Raw genomic sequence first — 17,774 nt, forward strand, 5'->3', positions numbered from 1 at the left:
CTGGCTTTTGGGGAGGCCCGGATGATGAACCCGCAGCGATTTGCCGTTGCAGCGGTGTTGTGTTTTTCGGCCGTTTACGCCAGCGAGCGCATCGCCTGGTTTTCCGGCATCGGATCGGCCGGCGCCGCCAGCACTGGCGCGGCACATGTCGTCGACCGCCTCGCACCGTCGCTTGCCGCCAATGTCGCGGTCGTGACCAAGCCCGCCGCCCAAGCCCCGGCGGCTGCAGCAGGCAATTTTGCAATCAGCAGCGCCGATGTGGCGACCGCAGCCGAATTGCTGGCCGAAGTCGCCGTGGAAACGAAGCCCGCCGCGGACAAGCAGCCCAATGTCGTCGTGGCCTCGCTGACCGACCCGGCAGAAGTCTTGCCCGATGCAATGACGTCCGTACAGGCCGCAGCCCAGGGCGCCGCCGAAGCGCAGCCTCAGGACGCTCCGCGCGGCCGACCCCGCCTCGAAATCGTCGGCGAGTGCCTGGTGGCGGAGGCATGCATCGACCAGTACCTGTTTGCGCTCTACGAGCGGACGCCCAAGGAAGACACCATCAAGGAAACCGAGCGGCGCAAGGTGATGGTCAAGCGCAAGGGCAAGCTGGTGACGGTCACGCGCAGCGTCACCAGGCTGGTCGACAATGATTTCACCTGGAAGGATCCGCATGCGGCGGAACGCGCCGGCATGTCGATGATCGACTACGTCATCGGCGGCATGGAGAAGAGCTTCAAGCTGAAGCTGTTCTACATGCTGCAGGCAGCCGAGAACGCCGGGCTGCAACCCGGCATCACCAGCGCCTTCCGCGACGACTATCGCCAGTCCATCGCCAGCGGCCTGAAGGCGGCAAGCAACAGGTCGTTCCATGGCGGCAGCACGCGTGGCGGCTATGGCCACGGGCTTGCGGCCGACATCGTCAGCGTCAACGGCGCGAGCCGCGCACAGCGCTGGGTCTCGACCGAAGCGCTGTGGAAATGGGTCGATGCGAACGGCAAGCAGTACGGGATCGGGCGTCCCTATCTCGGCCGCGACCCGCCGCATGTCGGCCCGACCGACGGCCAGGAATATACGTCCCGCCGCGGCGGGACCAAGGCCGCCGACGTCAGGAAGCGCGGCAAGCAGGCGGCGCAGGGCAAGCCCGCTCCGGCGAACGCACCCGCCCGGCGCGTCGCAGCCGCCATGTAACGCAGACCCGCCGGCAACCGACGGCGCGGATCAGGCCAGCGCCTTCAGCGCGGCCCTGCCCGCATATTTCGCCTGCTTGCCGAGCTGCTGCTCGATGCGCAGCAGCTGGTTGTACTTCGCCGTGCGGTCGGAGCGCGCCAGCGAGCCGGTCTTGATCTGCCCGCAATTGGTGGCGACCGCGAGGTCGGCGATGGTCGAGTCTTCCGTCTCGCCGGAGCGGTGTGACATCACCGCGGTGTAGCCGGCCTTGAAGGCCATCTCGACTGCGGCGAGCGTTTCCGTGAGCGTGCCGATCTGGTTGACCTTGACCAGGATCGAGTTGCCGCGGCCGGCCTTGATGCCCTCGGCCAGCCGGTTGACGTTGGTGACGAAGAGATCGTCGCCGACCAGCTGGCACTTGTTGCCGATCAGGTCGGTCAATTCCTTCCAGCCCTCCATGTCATCTTCCGACATGCCATCCTCGATCGAGACGATGGGATAGCGCGCGGCGAGGTCGGCGAGATATTTCGCCTGCTCGGAGCGCGAGCGGGTCTTGTTCTCGCCGCCATAGACGTAGTTGCCATCCTTGAAGAACTCGGTCGCGGCGCAGTCCAGCGCCAGCATCACGTCCTGGCCTGCCTTGTAGCCGGCCTTGCCGATCGCGTTCATGACGAATTCCAGCGCGGCATCGGCGGACGGAATGTTCGGCGCAAAGCCGCCTTCGTCGCCGACATTGGTATTGTGGCCGGCCTTCTTCAGTTCACCACGCAGGGTATGGAAAATTTCTGCACCACAGCGCAGTGCTTCGGCGAAGCTCCTGGCGCCGACCGGCATGATCATGAATTCCTGGAAGTCGATCGGGTTGTCGGCGTGCACGCCGCCATTGACGATGTTCATCATCGGCACCGGCAGCGTCCGCGCCGAGGTGCCGCCGACATAGCGATAGAGCGGCATGCCGAGCGATTCCGCGGCCGCCTTGGCGCAGGCGAGCGACACGCCGAGGATAGCGTTGGCCCCTAGCCGCTTCTTGTTCGGCGTGCCGTCGAGCGCGATCATGATCTCGTCGATCTGCACCTGGTCCTCGACCGAGTGATCGGTGAGCGCCTCGAATATCTCGCCGTTCACTGCGGCGACCGCCTGTTGCACGCCCTTGCCGAGATAGCGGCCCTTGTCGCCGTCACGCAGCTCGACCGCCTCGTGTGCGCCGGTGGAAGCGCCGGAGGGTACCGCGGCGCGGCCGACCGAGCCGTCTTCCAGCACGACGTCGACCTCGACCGTGGGATTGCCGCGGCTGTCCAGGATTTCGCGGCCGATGATGTCAACGATGGCGGTCATTTCTTCGTCCCCAATAGTGAGATGTGGCTGGATTTGGCGGGGGTCTTACACGGCGCGCAAGCAAATGTGAACGCTCTCGCCGCGGCCGGCATGGGACGCTTCGATGTGGTAGCGTTATGCTTCTCAAAGGTTGATCCAAGCGTCGAAACCTTCCCATTCAGAAGCCGGGGTAACGCCATGAATCGCCGCAAGTTTCTCACCGCAACGACTGCCGCATTCCTGGCTACCCCAGCGCTGCTGTGCCCCGTTCGCGCGCAGGAAGGCCCGTTCCGGGTGAAATACTTCGCCGTGGCCCCCGGATCGGGTTCGCGCGACACGGCGACCGCCCCTGACGGGACGATCTGGTATTGCGGCCAGCGCAACGGCACGCTGGGCCGGCTCGACCCCCGCGACGGCTCGTACAAGCAGATCGATCTCGGCAAGGGCGCAGCACCCCACGGCGTCATCATCGGCCCCGACGGCGCGGCCTGGATCACCGAGGGCGGCCAGAATGCGATTGCGCGGGTCGATCCCGGCGACCACAAGGTGCGATTGTTCCGTCTGCCCGAGAAGGATGCCTACGCCAATCTCAACACCGGCCTGTTCGACAAGAACGGGATTTACTGGTTCACGGGACAGAGCGGCATCTACGGCCGGCTCGATCCGAAATCCGGCGACATGGCGGTGTTCAAGTCGCCGCGCGGCCGCGGCACCTACGGCATCACCATCACGCCGAAGGGCGACATCTGGTACGCCTCGCTCGCCGGCAATCATATCGCGAAAATCGATCCCTCCACCGGCAACGCCACGGTGGTCGAGCCGCCGACGCCGAACCAGGGCGCGCGGCGGGTGTGGTCGGATTCGAAGGGACGCATCTGGGTCAGCGAATGGAACAGCGGCAATGTGTCGGTGCACGATCCCGCCGACAATTCCTGGAAAGCCTGGAAGCTGCCGGGCACCGGTCCCCGCACCTATGCCGTCTATGTCGACGAGAAGGACAAGGTCTGGCTGACGGACTTTGGCGCCAACGCCATCGTGCGCTTCGACCCCATCACCGAAAAATTCGACGCCTTCCCGAGCGACATGTCGGGCGCCAATGTCCGGCACCTCGCGGGCAAGCCCGGCGAGGTCTGGGGCGGTGAATCCGGCACCAACCGCCTGGTGCGGATCCAGACCGTCGCGTGAAATCGCTGGCGTGCCTGCTGCTGCTGCTGATCCCCGTCGCCGCCTCGGCGGATGACGGCGCAAGACTGTTCACGCCCTGCCGCGCCTGCCACAGCCTCGATCCAGCCGACCGGGGACTGCCCGGCCCCAACCTGTCCGGCCTGATCGGCCGCAAGGTCGGCGGCGATGCAGCGTTCGACTATTCGCCGGTGCTGCGCAAGGCGAACACGGACGGCCTGCGCTGGGACGCCGGGAAGCTCGACCGCTTCCTCGCCGATCCCGCCGAAATGTTTCCGGGGCTGTGGATGTCCCTCCGCGGCGTCGAGGATGCCGCCGATCGCGCCGCACTGGTGCGCTTCGTGTCCGACCCCGCCTCGCGTTGATAGTTGACGCCTTGCGTCCCTTGCGCCAATGACGGCCCTGAAGGACCAACATCATGGCGAAGAAATCCCTGCAACTCGGCCGCGCCGTGGAGTGGCCGGACAGTCCGGAGAAGGCGACGCTGGACCGCGTGCCCAATCCGCAAGCCGGCACCAATTACGTGGTGCGCTTCACCGCGCCGGAATTCACCTCGCTCTGCCCGGTGACGGGACAGCCTGACTTCGCGCATCTGGTGATCGACTATGTGCCGGGCCGTTGGCTACTGGAATCCAAGTCGCTCAAGCTCTACGTCGCGAGCTTCCGCAATCACGGCGCCTTCCACGAGGACTGCACCGTGATGATCGGCAAGCGCATCGCCGATGAAGTCAAGCCGAAGTGGCTGCGCATCGGCGGCTACTGGTATCCGCGCGGCGGCATCCCGATCGACGTGTTCTGGCAGACCGGCAGGTTGCCGAAGGGCATGTGGGTGCCCGACCAGGGCGTCGCGCCCTATCGCGGGCGGGGGTAACGAGCCCCACCGCTCGGGATCGAGACCTCGTTCGGCCTGGAGTGTCACTAAAGTCGGATACCGGCCGCGATGGCGGCATCCGAGTATTGCGCGCTTGCCGCGTCAATTTGAACACTGCGGGGCTGGATAACAATGGCGATAATGACCGTTGGCGGCAGGCCGCAACGACGGCAGCCCAATGGGAGGAGTGGAATGATCAAGTCCGTTATCAAGCTTGCGGCGATTGCCTTGGCCGGGACCGCAGTCACGGCATCGGGCGCGGTGGCGCAAGTCAAGCTGCCGCCGACGATCACGATGACCGCCTATGACACGGGCACGTCCGGCTTCAACATCACGGTCGCCATCGGCAAGATGATGAAGGACAAATACGGCGCGGATGCGCGCGTGCTGCCCGCCGGCAACGACGTCGCCCGCCTGCAGCCGCTGCGCGCCAACCGCGCCTCGATCTCGGCCATGGGCGTCGGCGTCTTCTTCGCCCAGGAAGGCTTGTTCGAATTTGCGACCAAGGAATGGGGACCCCAGCCGCTGCAGATCACGCTGAGCTCGGTCGATTGCAATGGCCTTTCGCTGGCGGTCGCCGGCGACGTCGGCGTAAAGACGATGGCGGATCTGAAGGGCAAGCGCGTCGGTTTCGTCGTCGGCTCGCCTGCGCTCAATCAGAATGCGCTGGCGATGCTGGCCTTCGCCGGGATCACGGCCAAGGATGTCAAGATCGTCGAATTCGCGAGCAACAACGCGATGTGGAAAGGCGCCAACAACAACGATGTCGATGCCATGTTCGGCTCGACCATCGCGGGGCCTGCCAAGGAGCTGCAGACCTCGCCGCGCGGCATCTTCTGGCCGCCGCTGCCGCACGCCGACAAGGCAGGCTGGGAACGGGTGCGCAAGATCGGACCGTTCTTCACCGAGCACAATGCCACCTGCGGCGCCGGCGATTTCTCAAAGGACAAGCCGGTCCAGATGGGCACCTACCCCTATCCGATCTACACCGTCTACGCGAACCAGCCTGAAGCCGACGTCTACATGCTGACCAAGGCGCTGATCGAGGGTTATGACGGCTACAAGGACGGCGCGCCGGGCGCCAGCGGGCTCGCCGTGAAAACGCAAACCAAGAACTGGGCCGTGCCGGTGCACCCGGGTGCGGTCAAGGCGCTGAAGGAAGCCGGGGTCTGGAGCGACGACCAGGACAAGCACAACAAGGCCCTGTTCAAGCGCCAGGACGTTCTGCTCGCCGCATGGGCAGATTTCAACAAGGGCAATCCGTCATCGGATGCGGCGAAATTCACCGAGGAATGGATGACGGCGCGCAAGGCGGCGCTCGCCAAGGCCGGCATGGTTGACAACTTCTGACGAGAAACACTCGAGTCATGGCCTCGCTTTCGGCCGCAGGTGGGTTGCCCACCTGCGGGGACCCGGCGCGCTGTCAGTACGCGCTGAGCAGGTCGACTTTGGCATTCGCCAGAATCAGCCGGCGCGCCAGCAGGGCTGAGAGGTTTCGCATGATTTTCATTGATATCTGCGGATGCAGCTGCCGGTAATCGGCGAACGCATCGAGCGGCAATTCCAGGCATTTCACGTCGGTATCCGCCCAGACGTCCGCGCTGCGGTGCTGCTCGATGATCGCCATTTCGCCGAACTCCATGCCGGGTCCGAGCGAGGCGAGCCGCACGCCGCTTGGCAGCTTGACGCTGACCATTCCGCTTTGCAGGAAGAACAGCGAGTTGGCAGGCTCGCCGGCGGCGATGATGCGCTGGCCGGTTTCGTAGCGCCGCGTGGTCGAGAGCTCGGCGAGGGCTGCGATCTCCTCCGGCGCGAGCTCGGCGAGCAGCGCCTGCTCGCCGAGATGGGCGGTCTCCTTTGAAATCGTGAAGCCGCCGTAGCGGTAGATCACCTGGTCCTCGGCCCATTCGATGGCGTCGTCGAGCACGGCAAAATGCCGGAGTTTCCGGGGATCGCCGACGCGGGCGCGAATGGCCGGCAGGACCGCCGATGTGGCCTCGACACCGGTGATGATGGCGGTGACGCCGGCATTGCCGAGCACCGTCAGATTCTCGCCGAGCAATTGTGCGCCGGCAGCGGTGAGATCGGGCACCCGGCGGAAATCGAGGATCAACAGCGGCGCGTTCGGCGGCTCGCTGGAGAGCCGGCGGGTGATGTAGTCGATCGCGGCGAAGTTGAGCGCGCCGACCAGTTCGATGACGCGGATGTCGCCGTGGCGCTCGTCCAGGATCTGCTGCTCATGCGGCTGGCGGCTGCGGCGCGAGGAAATGCCGAGGACGTCGTAGTCGGCAATGATGCAGGTACGCACGTCGGCGCTGCGGTTGAGCATGTGCAGGTCGAAACGCGCCGACAGCGCCTCGCACACCTTCAGGCCGCGCACGCTGTTGAAGTGGTCGTCGAGCAGCGGCGAAAACGTGCCGAGTCCCATCTGCGACGGCAGCGCCGCGACGATGCCGCCCCCTACCCCGCTCTTGGCGGGGATGCCGACGCGGTAAATCCACTCGCCGGCATAGTCATACATGCCCGAACTCGTCATGACAGACAGCGTGCGGGCGACGATGTGCGGCGTGATCACCTGCACCCCCGTCAGCGGATTGACGCCGCGATTGGCCAGCGTTGCCGCCATGACCGCGAGATCGCGCGCGGTGACGAGGATGGCGCATTGCCGGAAGTAAGTGTCGAGCACGGCGTCGACGTCGCCCTGCACCACCGAATAGTTGCGGAGCAGCCAGGCGATGGCGCGGTTGCGATTGCCGGTCTCGGCCTCTGAGGCATGCACGGCATCGTCGACGCCAAGCTCGCGGCCGGCGAACTGGCTGAGCTTCGCGCGCACGCGCTCGAAGGCGCCGTCACCCTCGACCTGATGAATCAGGCCGGAGCATGCGATGGCGCCGGCATTGACCATCGGATTGAACGGCCGGTTGTCGTTGGTGAGCCGGATCGAATTGAAGGCATCGCCGCTCGGCTCGACGCCGATTGCGGCCCCAACGCGCTCCTCACCCACCAGCTCCAGCGCAAGCGCGAACACGAAGGCCTTCGAGACCGACTGTATAGTGAAGGGTACCGCGCTGTCGCCGGCCTCGTAAACGTGGCCATCGATGGTGACGAGGCCGATGCCGAAATGGTCGGGATTGGCTTGCTTGAGTTGCGGAATGTAATCGGCCACCGCGCCGGAATTATCCGCCTTGAATTCCTCGTAGCACCCCGTCAGGAAGCGCTGCAGCGGCGGCTCGGTGGCATAGCCACTGAGTCGGGCAGATGGGTTGGCATGGGGGGTGCGAAAAGTTTGGGCATCCATATCGCCACAACTCAAGCAATCCGCGTGCCATGGAGGTTCCGCAGACGGTACGCGGGTGCGTCACTCGGCAGCAACGTCGGCGGGCCTGCGCTGCCGCAGCAGCCGCGCGCAGGCAAAGCCGAGCGCGATCATGATCGCGGCCGCGGTCAGCAGCGTCGGAATCTTGCCGGCCTGCTCAAGGCCGAAGCCATAGGCGATGGGGCCGAACGTCTGGCCCATGAAGAAGAAGAACGAATGCAGCGCCAGCGCCGTGGCGCGGGCCTCGACGGAAAGCTCGCTGGCAAACACCTGGATGCAGCCGTGGATCATGTAGAAGCCCCAGCCCATCAACAGCAGACAGGCGAGTTGGATCTTCCAGTCCGGGCCGAAGGCAACGGCGGCAAGTTGCAGTCCCACCAGCGAGGCGCCCGCGACCATCATGCCGCGCATGCCGAGCCGCGGCAGGAAGCGCGACACCGTCAGCGTGTAGAACAATCCGCCGACGGCAAAGCCCGCGATCACGATACCTGCGATGGAGAGTCTGACTTCGCCGAGATCGAACAGGAACGAGGCGATGTACGGAAACAGGCCGAGCACGCAGCAGCCCTCGATGAACACCGCCGCGTAGCAGTATCTTGCATTCGGGTTGGAGAAGATGGTGCGGTAGCCCTGCCGGATGGCGGAAAATCCGGCGTGCGGCGGCCGCGCCAGGGCCGCTCCCCGGAAGCCCGCGGCGATCACGATCGACGAGGCGATCACGAGCACGCCGAGCAGCACCAGCACGCCGCGCCAGCCGAGCAGGTCGCCGATCAGGCCCGACAGCGTGGCGCCGAGCAGGTTGCCTGCCATCGAGCCCGCCAGCGTGCGTCCGATCGCGACCTGACGCTTGTCGGGACCGACGAGGTCGCTGACCAGCGACAGCGAGACCGGAAACACGCCGCCGGAAGCGATGCCGGCGAGGATGCGCGTGACGAACAGCATGGTGTACGAGTTCGACAGTGCGCCGAGGATATTGGCGAGGCCGAGCAGCACGAGGCAGATCGTCATCAGCCGCGCCTTGCCGAACATGTCGGCGGCAGCCCCCAGCACCGGTTGCACGATCGCGAAGGTGAAGGCGAACACGGCCGAGAAACCCGCCGCACTCGCGATGCTCACGCCGAATTCGCTGGCGACATGCGGCAGGACGGGATCGAGCGCGCGGCCGGAAAGGCTCGCAGCAAACGTCGTCAGCGCGATGATGTTCAGGGCTGGCGGAAGCGAGGACGTCACCGCGCCGCTTGCGTATTCTTGGCGAGCGTGTCGAACGCCATCAGCGTCCTCACGAGGCCCTCGAATTCGCGCAGCGGCACCATGTTGGGTCCGTCGGAGGGCGCATGGTCGGGATCGGGGTGGGTCTCGATGAACACGCCGGCCACGCCGACCGCGACCGCGGCGCGCGCCAGCACCGGCACGAATTCGCGTTCACCGCCGGACGAAGCCCCCTTCCCGCCCGGCTGCTGCACCGAATGGGTGGCGTCGAAAATGACGGGCGCACCGGTCGTGCGCGCGAGAATCGGCAGCGCGCGCATGTCGGACACCAGCGTGTTGTAGCCGAACGACGCGCCGCGCTCGGTGACCATCACGTTTGGATTGCCGGCACCGGTGATCTTGGCGACGACGTTGGCCATGTCCCAGGGCGCCAGGAACTGGCCCTTCTTGACGTTGACGGCCTTGCCGGTCGCCGCCGCCGCGAGCAGCAAGTCGGTCTGCCGGCAGAGGAACGCCGGAATCTGCAGCACGTCCACGGCTTGCGCTGCTTCCGCGCATTGTGCGGGCTCGTGCACGTCGGTGAGCACCGGCAATCCCAGCGACGACCGGATTTCGGCGAAGATCGGCAGCGCTTCCCTCAAGCCGATGCCGCGTGCGGTGGAGGCGCTGGTGCGGTTGGCCTTGTCGAAGGAGGTCTTGTAAACGAGCCCGATCTTCAGCCGGGCGGCGATCTCCTTCAGCGCGCTCGCCACTTCGAGCGCATGCGCACGGCTCTCCAGCTGACATGGACCGGCAATGACCGAGATCGGCAGATCGTTGCCGAAACGGACCTTGCCGACCGTCACGATGGGTGCTGCGGAGATGTCAACCTTCACGGGGGTTTCCCTGTTTCGCGCGGACCATGCCGGTCCGCGCGTTCACGATCAACCCAGTTTGAACGGTGAATATCAGGGTTGCGCCGGCTATTTCAGTGCGGAAAATGCAGTTGGCGTCAGCAGCTGGCTGACGATATTGGCAAGGATCTGGCCGTCTTCCTCGCTTTTGGCGCGGGCGGAGATCCAGTCCGGATCGGCTTGGAACGCGGTCCATTTCTTTTCACGTTCGGCAAGCGATTCCCAGGCGAGAAAATAGGTCAGCTCCTGGTTGGATTCGCCGATCAGCGTGGTGAAGAATCCCACCGGCCGGATGGCGTGCTTGTCCCAAAGCTTCAGCGTCGTATTCTCAAAGCGCTTCAGGAGCGCCGGTAGCCGTCCCGGCAGACAGCGATAGACGCGCATTTCGTAGATCATTGGAATTCCTCCCTGCTTCTTATCGGCGACCGCTTATAGCGGCTGGCCCTTGCGCTGTCTTGATGGCGCGAAACATGGCACCCCTGTGCTTGATCTTCACGAAGCTATCGGCAAATTGTATATACAATAAATGGCTGATTTCGACCCGTCGAAGGATGCGATCAATCAGGCCAAGCATGGCATCTCGCTCGCACGCTGGTCGACATGGAAATCAGGGCGATCGTCCCGGCCGAACCATTCGACTATGGCGATCCTCGTTACCGTGCGTTCGGATTCATCGACGGCCTTGCCCATTGCCTCGTCTTCACCACCCGAAACGAGCGCTATCGGCCCATCAGCCTGCGGCGCACTCATGCAAAGGAAATGAAACGCTATGTCCCGGAAAGCTAAGCGTCCTCCCTTCGAGGCCGAAAATCCGGAATGGACCAAATCAGACTTTGCCCGTGCGGCCAAGTTTCCGGCCGGTGTTCGCCTGAAGGATTTAAAACCGGGCGAACTGGCTCGAATGGTGGGCAAGCGCGGGCCGCAGAAGGCGCCGACCAAAATCCATGTCTCGATCCGCCTGAGCCCTGAAGTTTTGAAGCACTTCAAGTCCAAGGGACCGGGTTGGCAGTCGCGCATCGACGATGCTCTACGCAGGATCGCCAAAAAGGCAGGCTGACCGGCCGCTCAGACCAGCCGGCTCTGCACCACCGCGGCCTGGATGAAGGACGCAAAGAGTGGATGCGGTTCAAAGGGCCGCGACTTCAGCTCTGGGTGGAATTGCACGCCGATGAACCAGGGATGGTCCTCGTACTCGACGATCTCCGGCAGCACGCCGTCGGGCGACAGCCCCGAGAAGCGCAGGCCGTGCTGCTCGAGCCGGTCCTTGTAGGCGGTGTTAACCTCGTAACGGTGGCGGTGGCGTTCGGAAATCTCCGTGGCGCCGCCATAGACTTCGGACACCCTGCTGCCGCGCTTGAGCACCGCAGGATAGGCGCCAAGCCGCATGGTGCCGCCGAGATCACCGGACTTCGAGCGTTTCTCCAGCTCATTGCCGCGCAGCCATTCCGTCATCAGACCGACCAGCGGCTCCGGCGTCGGGCCGAATTCGGTCGAATTGGCGTTCTCGATGCCGACGAGGTTTCGCGCAGCCTCGATGACGGCCATCTGCATGCCGAAACAGATGCCGAAATACGGCACGTCGCGCTCGCGCGCGAACTGCGCCGCGCGGATCTTGCCTTCCGCGCCGCGCTGGCCGAAGCCGCCCGGCACCAGGATGCCGTTGACGTGCTCGAGGAACGGCGCGGGGTCCTCGTGCTCGAACACCTCGCTCTCGATCCAGTCGAGATTGACCTTGACCTTGTTGGCGATGCCGCCATGCGACAGCGCCTCGATCAGCGATTTGTAGGCGTCCTTCATGCCGGTGTACTTGCCGACGATGGCGATCGTCACCGCGCCCTCGGGATTGCGGATGCGCTCGTTGATGACGTTCCAGCTCTGCAGCGCCGGCGGAATTTTCGGCGTGATGCCGAAGGCGGCCAGCACCTCGTCGTCGAGACCGGCGGCGTGATAGGCCTCGGGCACGGCGTAGATGTTGTCGACGTCGCGCGCCTCGATCACGGCGCTCTCGCGGACGTTACAGAACAGGCCGAGCTTGCGCCGCTCTTCTTTGGGGATTTCGCGGTCGGTGCGGCAGAGCAGGATATCCGGCTGGATGCCGATCGAGCGCAGCTCCTTCACCGAATGCTGAGTCGGTTTTGTCTTCAGCTCGCCGGCGCTGGGGATGTAGGGCAGCAGTGTCAGATGAATGTAGACGGCGTGATCGCGCGGCAATTCGTTCTTGAGCTGGCGGATCGCCTCGAAGAATGGCAGGCCCTCGATATCGCCGACCGTGCCCCCGATCTCCACCAGCACGAAATCGAACTCGTCATTGCCGGAGACGACGAATTCCTTGATCGCATTGGTGACGTGCGGGACCACCTGGATGGTGGCGCCGAGATAGTCGCCGCGGCGTTCCTTGCTGATGATGTCCTGGTAGATGCGCCCGGTGGTGATGTTGTCCTGCTTGGTGGCGGGACGCCCCGTGAAGCGCTCGTAGTGGCCGAGATCGAGATCGGTCTCGGCACCGTCATCGGTGACGAACACTTCGCCGTGCTGATACGGCGACATCGTTCCGGGATCGAGGTTGAGATAGGGGTCGAGCTTGCGGAGGCGGACCTTGTAGCCCCGGGCCTGCAGCAGAGCGCCGAGCGCCGCCGATGCAAGACCCTTTCCGAGCGAAGAAACCACGCCGCCGGTGATGAAAATGTACCGCGCCATGGGACTCAACCTTTAACGCCATGAACCCGATTCGCAAAAACGAATCGCGGGCCCCGGCGAACTATTTGTGGGCCTGTGGGTGACGTGAAACTTGCAGGCTTATCAAGGCATTGATGGGTATTCCTGATGCGTCGCGGAAGCCGCAGCCACGCATACCCACCCTGCTTTATTGCGACCGCGGCGCCTCCGGCGCTGCAGGTGCCGGCCGATTCTGTTGCTGCTCGTCGGCCTTCTTCAGGCTGTCGAGAATGCCGCCGCCGCTGGTCGGCGGCTGCACCGGCGTCGCGCCACCCGCCGGCGCCGTCTGCGAGGCAGGCGCGACGATCGAGCTCGGCTTGCGGTCGTAGCTGGCAAGCCAGGACAAGAAGAGGCTGGTGATGAAGAAGCCGACCGCGAGCACCGCCGTCGTGCGCGTCAGCAAATTCGCGGTGCCGCGGCTCGACATGAAGCCGGCGCCGCCGCCCATGCCGAGGCCGCCGCCTTCGGATTTCTGCAGCAGCACCGCGCCGATCAGCACGGCGACGATCATGAGGTGGATGACGATAACAACAGTCTGCATTGCAAGCCTTCCGTCACAAGCCGGGAAGCAGCCGGACGATCGGCGCTGGCGGCTTTGCGGGTTTTCGTGAAGTCGCGCGGTGTTACACGATCGGACCCGGGATTGTCACCCCCGAGATAGTCGCAGGGTTGGGGAAGGCAAGCCGGCGCCGGCGGGCTTGATCCCGGCACCCGACATCTAATATAGTAGACGTATGGATACTTTAGTAGACGATCTCAGCCAACGCCTGGCGCAGCGCATCAGACTCGAACGCGATGGCCGTGGCTGGTCGCTGGCTGACCTCGCCCAGCGATCCGGCGTCTCCAAGGCCACCATCAGCAAGATCGAGCGCGCGGAGGTCTCACCGACCGCGGTGGTGCTGGTGCGGCTCGCCAGCGCCTTCGACCTTACCCTCGCCGGCCTGATGCTGCGCGCGGAGAGCCAGGGCGAGCGCGTCAGCCGCGCCGCCGACCAGCCGGTCTGGCGCGACCCCGAGACGGGTTATCTGCGCAAGCAGGTATTCGTTCGCCCCGACAACCCCGTCGAGATCATCAGGGTCGAGATGCCGGCAAGACAGCGCGTGACGCTGCCGGCATCGTCCTACACGCATATCCGCCAGGCGCTCTGGGTACTCTCCGGCTCGCTCGTCATCACGGAAGGCGGCACGCGGCATGTGCTGTCGGCCGGCGACTGCCTCGGCTTCGGCCCGCCCGCGGAAACCACCTTCGCCAACGAAGCCGCTTCACCCTGCACCTATGTGGTGGCGCTTGCCCGGAACTGAGCGGCGATGTCGGAGATCGAGCTTGATGATGCGATCGCGCCGATCGATCCGGCACGCCCCGCGCCCTCCGGCCACAATGGCGGGCCGCCGCTCGACGGGCACATCCCGGAATGGGGCAACGACGGCATCGGCAGTTACTTCTACTGGAAGGCCGCCCATCGTGCGGCCTGGAAAAGCTCCTTGCCCGGCATCGTCGCGTTTCGCATCCAAAAGGCCGAGCGGCTCGGGCTCACCTACGAGGAATACACACTGGAAATCCTCGAGCGCGGCCGCCACCTGCAGGTCGAGGACGTCGAGCGCATCGCACAAATCAAGCGGGCGCGGAGGAATTCGCGTTGAGCATGGAGGGCATCGGCGTGGATCAAGCCGCGATAGCTGAAATCGACATCCGGCCGCTGGCCCCCTCGCCCGCCATCCGCGCGATGTTGAGCGAGTTGCTGATCGAAGCCGTCGCAAACGGCGGCTCGGTCAGCTTCATGGATCCCCTGCCGCCGGAGACGGCGGACAAGTTCTGGGAGAATGCGCTGGCGGCTGCAGCGCGTGGCGACCGGATCGTTCTCGGCGCCTTCGACGGCGATCTGCTGGTGGGAACGCTGACGCTGGTGCTCGACCTCGCGCAAAACCAGCCGCACCGCGCCGAGCTCGTCAAGATGATCACGCGGATCGGTTACCGCGGGCGCGGCGTGGCGACCTCCTTGCTGCGCCGGGCCGAGACGATGGCGCTCGCGCAGGCGCGCACGCTGCTCGTGCTCGACACCGCCTCGGACGGCGGCGCCGCGCCGCTCTACGAGTCGGTCGGCTTCAAGCTCGCGGGCGAAATTCCAGATTATGCGTTGAAGCCGCAAGGCGGCCTCACCGGCACGAAGTTCTACTGGAAACGCCTGGTGGCGCTGCCGACCGCCTAGCAGCCGGCCGCGATCGCGAGGAAATCGGACGCCTTCAGGCTGGCGCCGCCGACCAGCGCGCCATTGACGTTGGCAACCGCCATCAATTCCTTCGCATTGGAAGGCTTGACCGAGCCGCCGTAGAGGATGCGCATCTTGCCGCCTTCCGCCTTGAAGCGCTCGGTTAGCTGCTTGCGGATGAAGCGGTGAACTTCCTCGACGTCCCCCGTGGTCGGCGTCAGCCCGGTACCGATGGCCCAGACCGGCTCGTAGGCCACGACCAGATTGGCCGCGGTCGCGCCGTCCGGCAGCGAGCCCTTCAATTGCGTGCCGCAGACCTCGAGCGTCTGGCCGGCATCGCGCTGCGCCCGGGTCTCGCCGATGCAAACAATCGCGGTGACGCCGGCACGCCAGGCGGCCTCGGCCTTCTGCCGCACCAATCCATCGCTTTCGCCATGGTCGGCGCGGCGCTCGGAATGGCCGACGATGATGCTGGTGGCGCCGGCGTCCTTCAGCATTTCCGCCGAGAGGTCGCCGGTATGCGCGCCCGAGGTATTGGGGTGGCAATCCTGCGCGCCGACCGCAACGCCCCCGCCCTTCGCTTTCTCGGCGAAGGACGCGATCAGGGTGGCGGGCGGGCAGACCAGCAGGTCGGCTTTGCCGGCGAAGGCGCCCGCGCCCGCCAGCATTGCGTCGAATTCGGCCATGGAGGCCTTTTGGCCGTTCATTTTCCAGTTGCCGGCGATCAGGGGCCGGATGCCATCGTTCATGTTAAATTCCTGACAGTTTGCCGCGCTTGGCTAGCAGAGCGCCGCGAATTCGGCCATATCGGGCCTCACACGATCCCCTGCCTGTTAACCGCTTCAATTGGCCCGCAGGGTCGTGGTTGCGGCGCGGTGACGGCCACTTTATGATGCGTTATCAACCCGGTGACGCCCTTTTTGCGGAATTCGCTCCTGTTTCCGCTTGGGCCCGTCCCGGTTCCCTCCTGCCAACAAGTTGGACCCATGCTTCGAGGAATACGAAAAGCCTCATCAAACTGGCTCGGCAAGACCGTCATGGCCGTGGTGATGGGCGTCCTGATCGTCAGTTTCGCCGTGTGGGGCATCGCCGACATCTTCAAGGGATTCGGCCAGTCGAAGCTCGCCAAGATCGGCAGTACGGAGATCTCGATCGAGGCCTTCCGCCAGATCTACAACGACCGCCTGCAGCAGCTCAGCCGCCAGTTCGGCCGGCCGCTGACCCAGGAGCAGGCCCGCTTGTTCGGGCTCGACCGCCAGGTCCTGCAGCAGACGATCGCGGAAGCCGCGCTCGATGAGGAGGCGCGCCGCATGGGGCTCGGGGTGTCCGATGCCGAGACCCTGCGCGTGATCCACAACGATCCCAACTTCAAGGGCGTCAACGGCCAGTTCGACCCGAACCGCTTCGCGGCGATCATCCGCCAGGCCGGCTACACCGAGCAGCGCTATCTCGCCGACCAGCGCCGGGTGTCGCTGCGCCGGCAGATCACCGGCACGATCTCGGCCGGGATCGAGCCGCCGAAACCGCTGATCGACGCCCTCACCCGCTTCCAGAACGAACAGCGTTCGATCGACTACATCAAGCTCGACGCCGCGCAGGCCGGCACCATCGATCCGCCCTCGCCGGAGACGCTCGCGGCCTATTTCGAGGACCGCAAGGTCCAGTTCCGCGCGCCCGAATACCGCAAGCTGTCGTTTGCGATGATCACGCCGGAAGAGATCGGCAAGTGGAGCGCGGTGCCCGACGAGGAGGCCAAGAAGGCCTATGACGAGCGCAAGGACAAGATGGGCACGCCCGACAAGCGCGAGGTGTCGCAGATCGTGTTCCCCAGCATGGAGGAAGCAACGACGGCGCGTAATCGCATCGGCGCGAGCTTTTCCTTCGAGGATCTGGCGAAGGAGCGCGGGCTCAATCCGACCGACTACGATCTCGGTTTGATCGCGAAATCCGCGATCATCGATCCCGCCATCGCGGACGCCGCCTTCGCGCTCGGCTCGGGCGAGCTCAGCCAGCCCGTGCAGGGCCGTTTCGGCGTGGCGCTGGTCAGGATCGGCAAGATCGAGCCGGGCTCGGTGCCGAGCTACGAGAGCGTGGCGGCGACCATCAAGAAGGAAATCGCGACCGCCAATGCGCGGATCAAGGTCAACGAGCTGCAGGGCAAGATGGAAGACGAGCGCGGCGGCGGCGCCAGCGTCGTCGAGGCCGCGCAGAAGCTCGGGCTGACGGCCGTGACGATCGACGCGGTCGACCGTTCCGGCCGCATGCCCAACGGCCAGCCCGTCGCCAACATCCCGCGCGGGCTCGATGTGGTCTCGCAGGCCTTCAACAGCGACGTCGGCGTCGACAACGATCCGATCCAGTTCCAGGGCGGCCATGTCTGGTACGACGTGCTCGGCATCACGCCGTCGCGCGAACGCCCGCTCGACGAGGTTCGCGACCAGGTCGAGGCGAAATGGCGCGAGGACCAGATTGCGAGCCGCCTGCGCACCAAGGCCGCCGAAATGGTCAAGAAGCTCGAACAGGGCGGCAACCTCGCCGACGAGGCGGCGGCCGCCGGATCGAAGGTCGAAAGCGCAAAGGACTTCAAGCGCGAAGCGTCCGTTGCGGGCGTACCATCCAGCGCGATCACGGCGGCCTTCCGCACGCCGAAGGACGGCATCGGACAAAGCGGCGCCGGCAGCGAATGGACCGTCTTCAAGGTCACCGGCATCACGGTGCCGGCGGCCGACATGGCTTCCGACGATGTCAAGAAGCTGCAGGACAGTCTGCAGCGCAGCATGTCCGAAGAGCAGGTGGCACAATACGTGACCAAGATCGAGCAGGCCATCGGTACCACGATCAACCAGGCCGCCTTCGCACAGGTGACGGGCGCCAACCAGTAACCGTGCATGATCCGGACCGGAAGGCCACGCCAGT

At 65.1% G+C, this 17,774-nt stretch carries 19 protein-coding genes; 11 read left to right on the forward strand and 8 right to left on the reverse strand.

Annotated elements, in window-relative coordinates; genetic code table 11:
* The first annotated feature begins 21 nt into the window (after positions 1–21).
* Positions 22–1,173: a D-alanyl-D-alanine carboxypeptidase family protein gene (locus HZB49_RS10010; protein ID WP_291610651.1), complete on the forward strand. Its 1,152-nt coding sequence runs from the start codon at positions 22–24 to the stop codon at positions 1,171–1,173.
* A gap of 30 nt (positions 1,174–1,203) precedes the next feature.
* Here HZB49_RS10010 and eno read toward each other — a convergent pair whose 3' ends face one another.
* A complete protein-coding gene (gene eno, locus HZB49_RS10015) occupies positions 1,204–2,487 on the reverse strand; it encodes a phosphopyruvate hydratase (RefSeq protein WP_291610653.1) in 1,284 nt (427 codons plus the stop codon).
* Between the two features lie 177 nt (positions 2,488–2,664).
* On the opposite strand from eno, the gene HZB49_RS10020 reads away from it, so the two are divergent.
* The 4 genes from HZB49_RS10020 to HZB49_RS10035 all read left to right on the forward strand — a co-directional run bounded on the left by HZB49_RS10020 (position 2,665) and on the right by HZB49_RS10035 (position 5,869).
* Positions 2,665–3,651 carry a lyase gene (locus HZB49_RS10020; RefSeq protein ID WP_291610655.1) on the forward strand — a complete coding sequence of 329 codons (987 nt, stop codon included), beginning with the start codon at positions 2,665–2,667 and terminating at the stop codon, positions 3,649–3,651.
* Entirely contained in the window at positions 3,648–4,013 is a 366-nt protein-coding gene (locus tag HZB49_RS10025; protein ID WP_291610657.1) for a c-type cytochrome, read from the forward strand. Before HZB49_RS10020 ends, HZB49_RS10025 begins: the two co-directional genes overlap by 4 nt.
* 53 nt (positions 4,014–4,066) lie before the next feature.
* Entirely contained in the window at positions 4,067–4,519 is a 453-nt protein-coding gene (gene queF, locus HZB49_RS10030; RefSeq protein ID WP_291610660.1) for a preQ(1) synthase, read from the forward strand.
* A gap of 192 nt (positions 4,520–4,711) precedes the next feature.
* Positions 4,712–5,869: a TAXI family TRAP transporter solute-binding subunit gene (locus HZB49_RS10035; protein ID WP_291610662.1), complete on the forward strand. Its 1,158-nt coding sequence runs from the start codon at positions 4,712–4,714 to the stop codon at positions 5,867–5,869.
* A 73-nt stretch (positions 5,870–5,942) separates the two neighbouring features.
* On the opposite strand, the gene glsA is transcribed toward HZB49_RS10035, so the two are convergent.
* The 4 genes from glsA to HZB49_RS10055 all read right to left on the reverse strand — a co-directional run bounded on the left by glsA (position 5,943) and on the right by HZB49_RS10055 (position 10,333).
* Positions 5,943–7,817, reverse strand: coding sequence for a glutaminase A (gene glsA / locus HZB49_RS10040; protein ID WP_291610664.1), 1,875 nt, complete (start codon positions 7,815–7,817; stop codon positions 5,943–5,945).
* A 60-nt stretch (positions 7,818–7,877) separates the two neighbouring features.
* A complete protein-coding gene (locus HZB49_RS10045; RefSeq protein ID WP_291610666.1) occupies positions 7,878–9,065 on the reverse strand; it encodes an MFS transporter in 1,188 nt (395 codons plus the stop codon).
* Entirely contained in the window at positions 9,062–9,919 is an 858-nt protein-coding gene (gene kdsA / locus HZB49_RS10050; protein WP_291610668.1) for a 3-deoxy-8-phosphooctulonate synthase, read from the reverse strand. The genes HZB49_RS10045 and kdsA overlap by 4 nt, the downstream gene beginning before the upstream one ends.
* A gap of 87 nt (positions 9,920–10,006) precedes the next feature.
* Positions 10,007–10,333 (reverse strand): NIPSNAP family protein, encoded by a 327-nt coding sequence (locus tag HZB49_RS10055; protein ID WP_291610670.1) that lies wholly within the window; start codon positions 10,331–10,333, stop codon positions 10,007–10,009.
* 204 nt (positions 10,334–10,537) lie between these two features.
* On the opposite strand from HZB49_RS10055, the gene HZB49_RS10060 reads away from it, so the two are divergent.
* Positions 10,538–10,723, forward strand: coding sequence for a BrnT family toxin (locus HZB49_RS10060; RefSeq protein ID WP_291610672.1), 186 nt, complete (start codon positions 10,538–10,540; stop codon positions 10,721–10,723).
* The gene (locus HZB49_RS10065; RefSeq protein ID WP_291610673.1) at positions 10,707–10,994 is read left to right on the forward strand and encodes a BrnA antitoxin family protein; all 288 of its coding nucleotides are present in this window, start codon (positions 10,707–10,709) and stop codon (positions 10,992–10,994) included. The genes HZB49_RS10060 and HZB49_RS10065 overlap by 17 nt, the downstream gene beginning before the upstream one ends.
* Positions 10,995–11,002: 8 nt before the next feature.
* On the opposite strand, the gene HZB49_RS10070 is transcribed toward HZB49_RS10065, so the two are convergent.
* A complete protein-coding gene (locus HZB49_RS10070) occupies positions 11,003–12,634 on the reverse strand; it encodes a CTP synthase (protein WP_291610675.1) in 1,632 nt (543 codons plus the stop codon).
* Positions 12,635–12,800: 166 nt separating this feature from the next.
* Positions 12,801–13,193 (reverse strand): preprotein translocase subunit SecG, encoded by a 393-nt coding sequence (gene secG, locus HZB49_RS10075; RefSeq protein ID WP_291610677.1) that lies wholly within the window; start codon positions 13,191–13,193, stop codon positions 12,801–12,803.
* A gap of 193 nt (positions 13,194–13,386) precedes the next feature.
* Here secG and HZB49_RS10080 point away from each other — a divergent pair, with 193 nt between their 5' ends.
* The 3 genes from HZB49_RS10080 to HZB49_RS10090 are packed head-to-tail and all read left to right on the forward strand — an operon-like array spanning position 13,387 to position 14,858.
* Positions 13,387–13,953, forward strand: coding sequence for an XRE family transcriptional regulator (locus HZB49_RS10080; RefSeq protein WP_291610679.1), 567 nt, complete (start codon positions 13,387–13,389; stop codon positions 13,951–13,953).
* A 6-nt stretch (positions 13,954–13,959) separates the two neighbouring features.
* Complete coding sequence (locus HZB49_RS10085) at positions 13,960–14,292, forward strand: hypothetical protein (RefSeq protein ID WP_291610681.1); 333 nt, start codon at positions 13,960–13,962, stop codon at positions 14,290–14,292.
* A gap of 2 nt (positions 14,293–14,294) precedes the next feature.
* Positions 14,295–14,858 (forward strand): GNAT family N-acetyltransferase, encoded by a 564-nt coding sequence (locus tag HZB49_RS10090; RefSeq protein ID WP_291611171.1) that lies wholly within the window; start codon positions 14,295–14,297, stop codon positions 14,856–14,858.
* Here HZB49_RS10090 and tpiA read toward each other — a convergent pair.
* Positions 14,855–15,607 (reverse strand): triose-phosphate isomerase, encoded by a 753-nt coding sequence (gene tpiA, locus HZB49_RS10095; RefSeq protein ID WP_291610683.1) that lies wholly within the window; start codon positions 15,605–15,607, stop codon positions 14,855–14,857. The genes HZB49_RS10090 and tpiA overlap by 4 nt on opposite strands.
* Positions 15,608–15,844: 237 nt before the next feature.
* Between tpiA and HZB49_RS10100 the strand changes: the two genes are divergently transcribed.
* Positions 15,845–17,740, forward strand: a complete 1,896-nt coding sequence (locus HZB49_RS10100; protein WP_291610685.1) for a peptidylprolyl isomerase — start codon at positions 15,845–15,847, stop codon at positions 17,738–17,740.
* The last annotated feature ends 34 nt before the right edge of the window (positions 17,741–17,774 follow it).

Source organism: Bradyrhizobium sp. (assembly GCF_016219575.1).
Taxonomy (GTDB): domain Bacteria; phylum Pseudomonadota; class Alphaproteobacteria; order Rhizobiales; family Xanthobacteraceae; genus Bradyrhizobium.

Bases quoted from the DNA above. Each gene is read 5' to 3' on its own strand.
- HZB49_RS10055 (WP_291610670.1), bottom strand. From the start codon at position 10,333: ATGATCTACGAAATGCGCGTCTATCGCTGTCTGCCGGGACGGCTACCG.
- tpiA (WP_291610683.1), bottom strand. From the start codon at position 15,607: ATGAACGATGGCATCCGGCCCCTGATCGCCGGCAACTGGAAAATGAAC.
- queF (WP_291610660.1), top strand. From the start codon at position 4,067: ATGGCGAAGAAATCCCTGCAACTCGGCCGCGCCGTGGAGTGGCCGGAC.
- HZB49_RS10020 (WP_291610655.1), top strand. From the start codon at position 2,665: ATGAATCGCCGCAAGTTTCTCACCGCAACGACTGCCGCATTCCTGGCT.
- HZB49_RS10100 (WP_291610685.1), top strand. From the start codon at position 15,845: ATGCTTCGAGGAATACGAAAAGCCTCATCAAACTGGCTCGGCAAGACC.
- HZB49_RS10065 (WP_291610673.1), top strand. From the start codon at position 10,707: ATGTCCCGGAAAGCTAAGCGTCCTCCCTTCGAGGCCGAAAATCCGGAA.
- HZB49_RS10080 (WP_291610679.1), top strand. From the start codon at position 13,387: ATGGATACTTTAGTAGACGATCTCAGCCAACGCCTGGCGCAGCGCATC.
- HZB49_RS10060 (WP_291610672.1), top strand. From the start codon at position 10,538: ATGGAAATCAGGGCGATCGTCCCGGCCGAACCATTCGACTATGGCGAT.
- HZB49_RS10035 (WP_291610662.1), top strand. From the start codon at position 4,712: ATGATCAAGTCCGTTATCAAGCTTGCGGCGATTGCCTTGGCCGGGACC.
- secG (WP_291610677.1), bottom strand. From the start codon at position 13,193: ATGCAGACTGTTGTTATCGTCATCCACCTCATGATCGTCGCCGTGCTG.
- eno (WP_291610653.1), bottom strand. From the start codon at position 2,487: ATGACCGCCATCGTTGACATCATCGGCCGCGAAATCCTGGACAGCCGC.
- HZB49_RS10090 (WP_291611171.1), top strand. From the start codon at position 14,295: ATGGAGGGCATCGGCGTGGATCAAGCCGCGATAGCTGAAATCGACATC.
- HZB49_RS10010 (WP_291610651.1), top strand. From the start codon at position 22: ATGATGAACCCGCAGCGATTTGCCGTTGCAGCGGTGTTGTGTTTTTCG.
- glsA (WP_291610664.1), bottom strand. From the start codon at position 7,817: ATGGATGCCCAAACTTTTCGCACCCCCCATGCCAACCCATCTGCCCGA.
- HZB49_RS10085 (WP_291610681.1), top strand. From the start codon at position 13,960: ATGTCGGAGATCGAGCTTGATGATGCGATCGCGCCGATCGATCCGGCA.
- HZB49_RS10070 (WP_291610675.1), bottom strand. From the start codon at position 12,634: ATGGCGCGGTACATTTTCATCACCGGCGGCGTGGTTTCTTCGCTCGGA.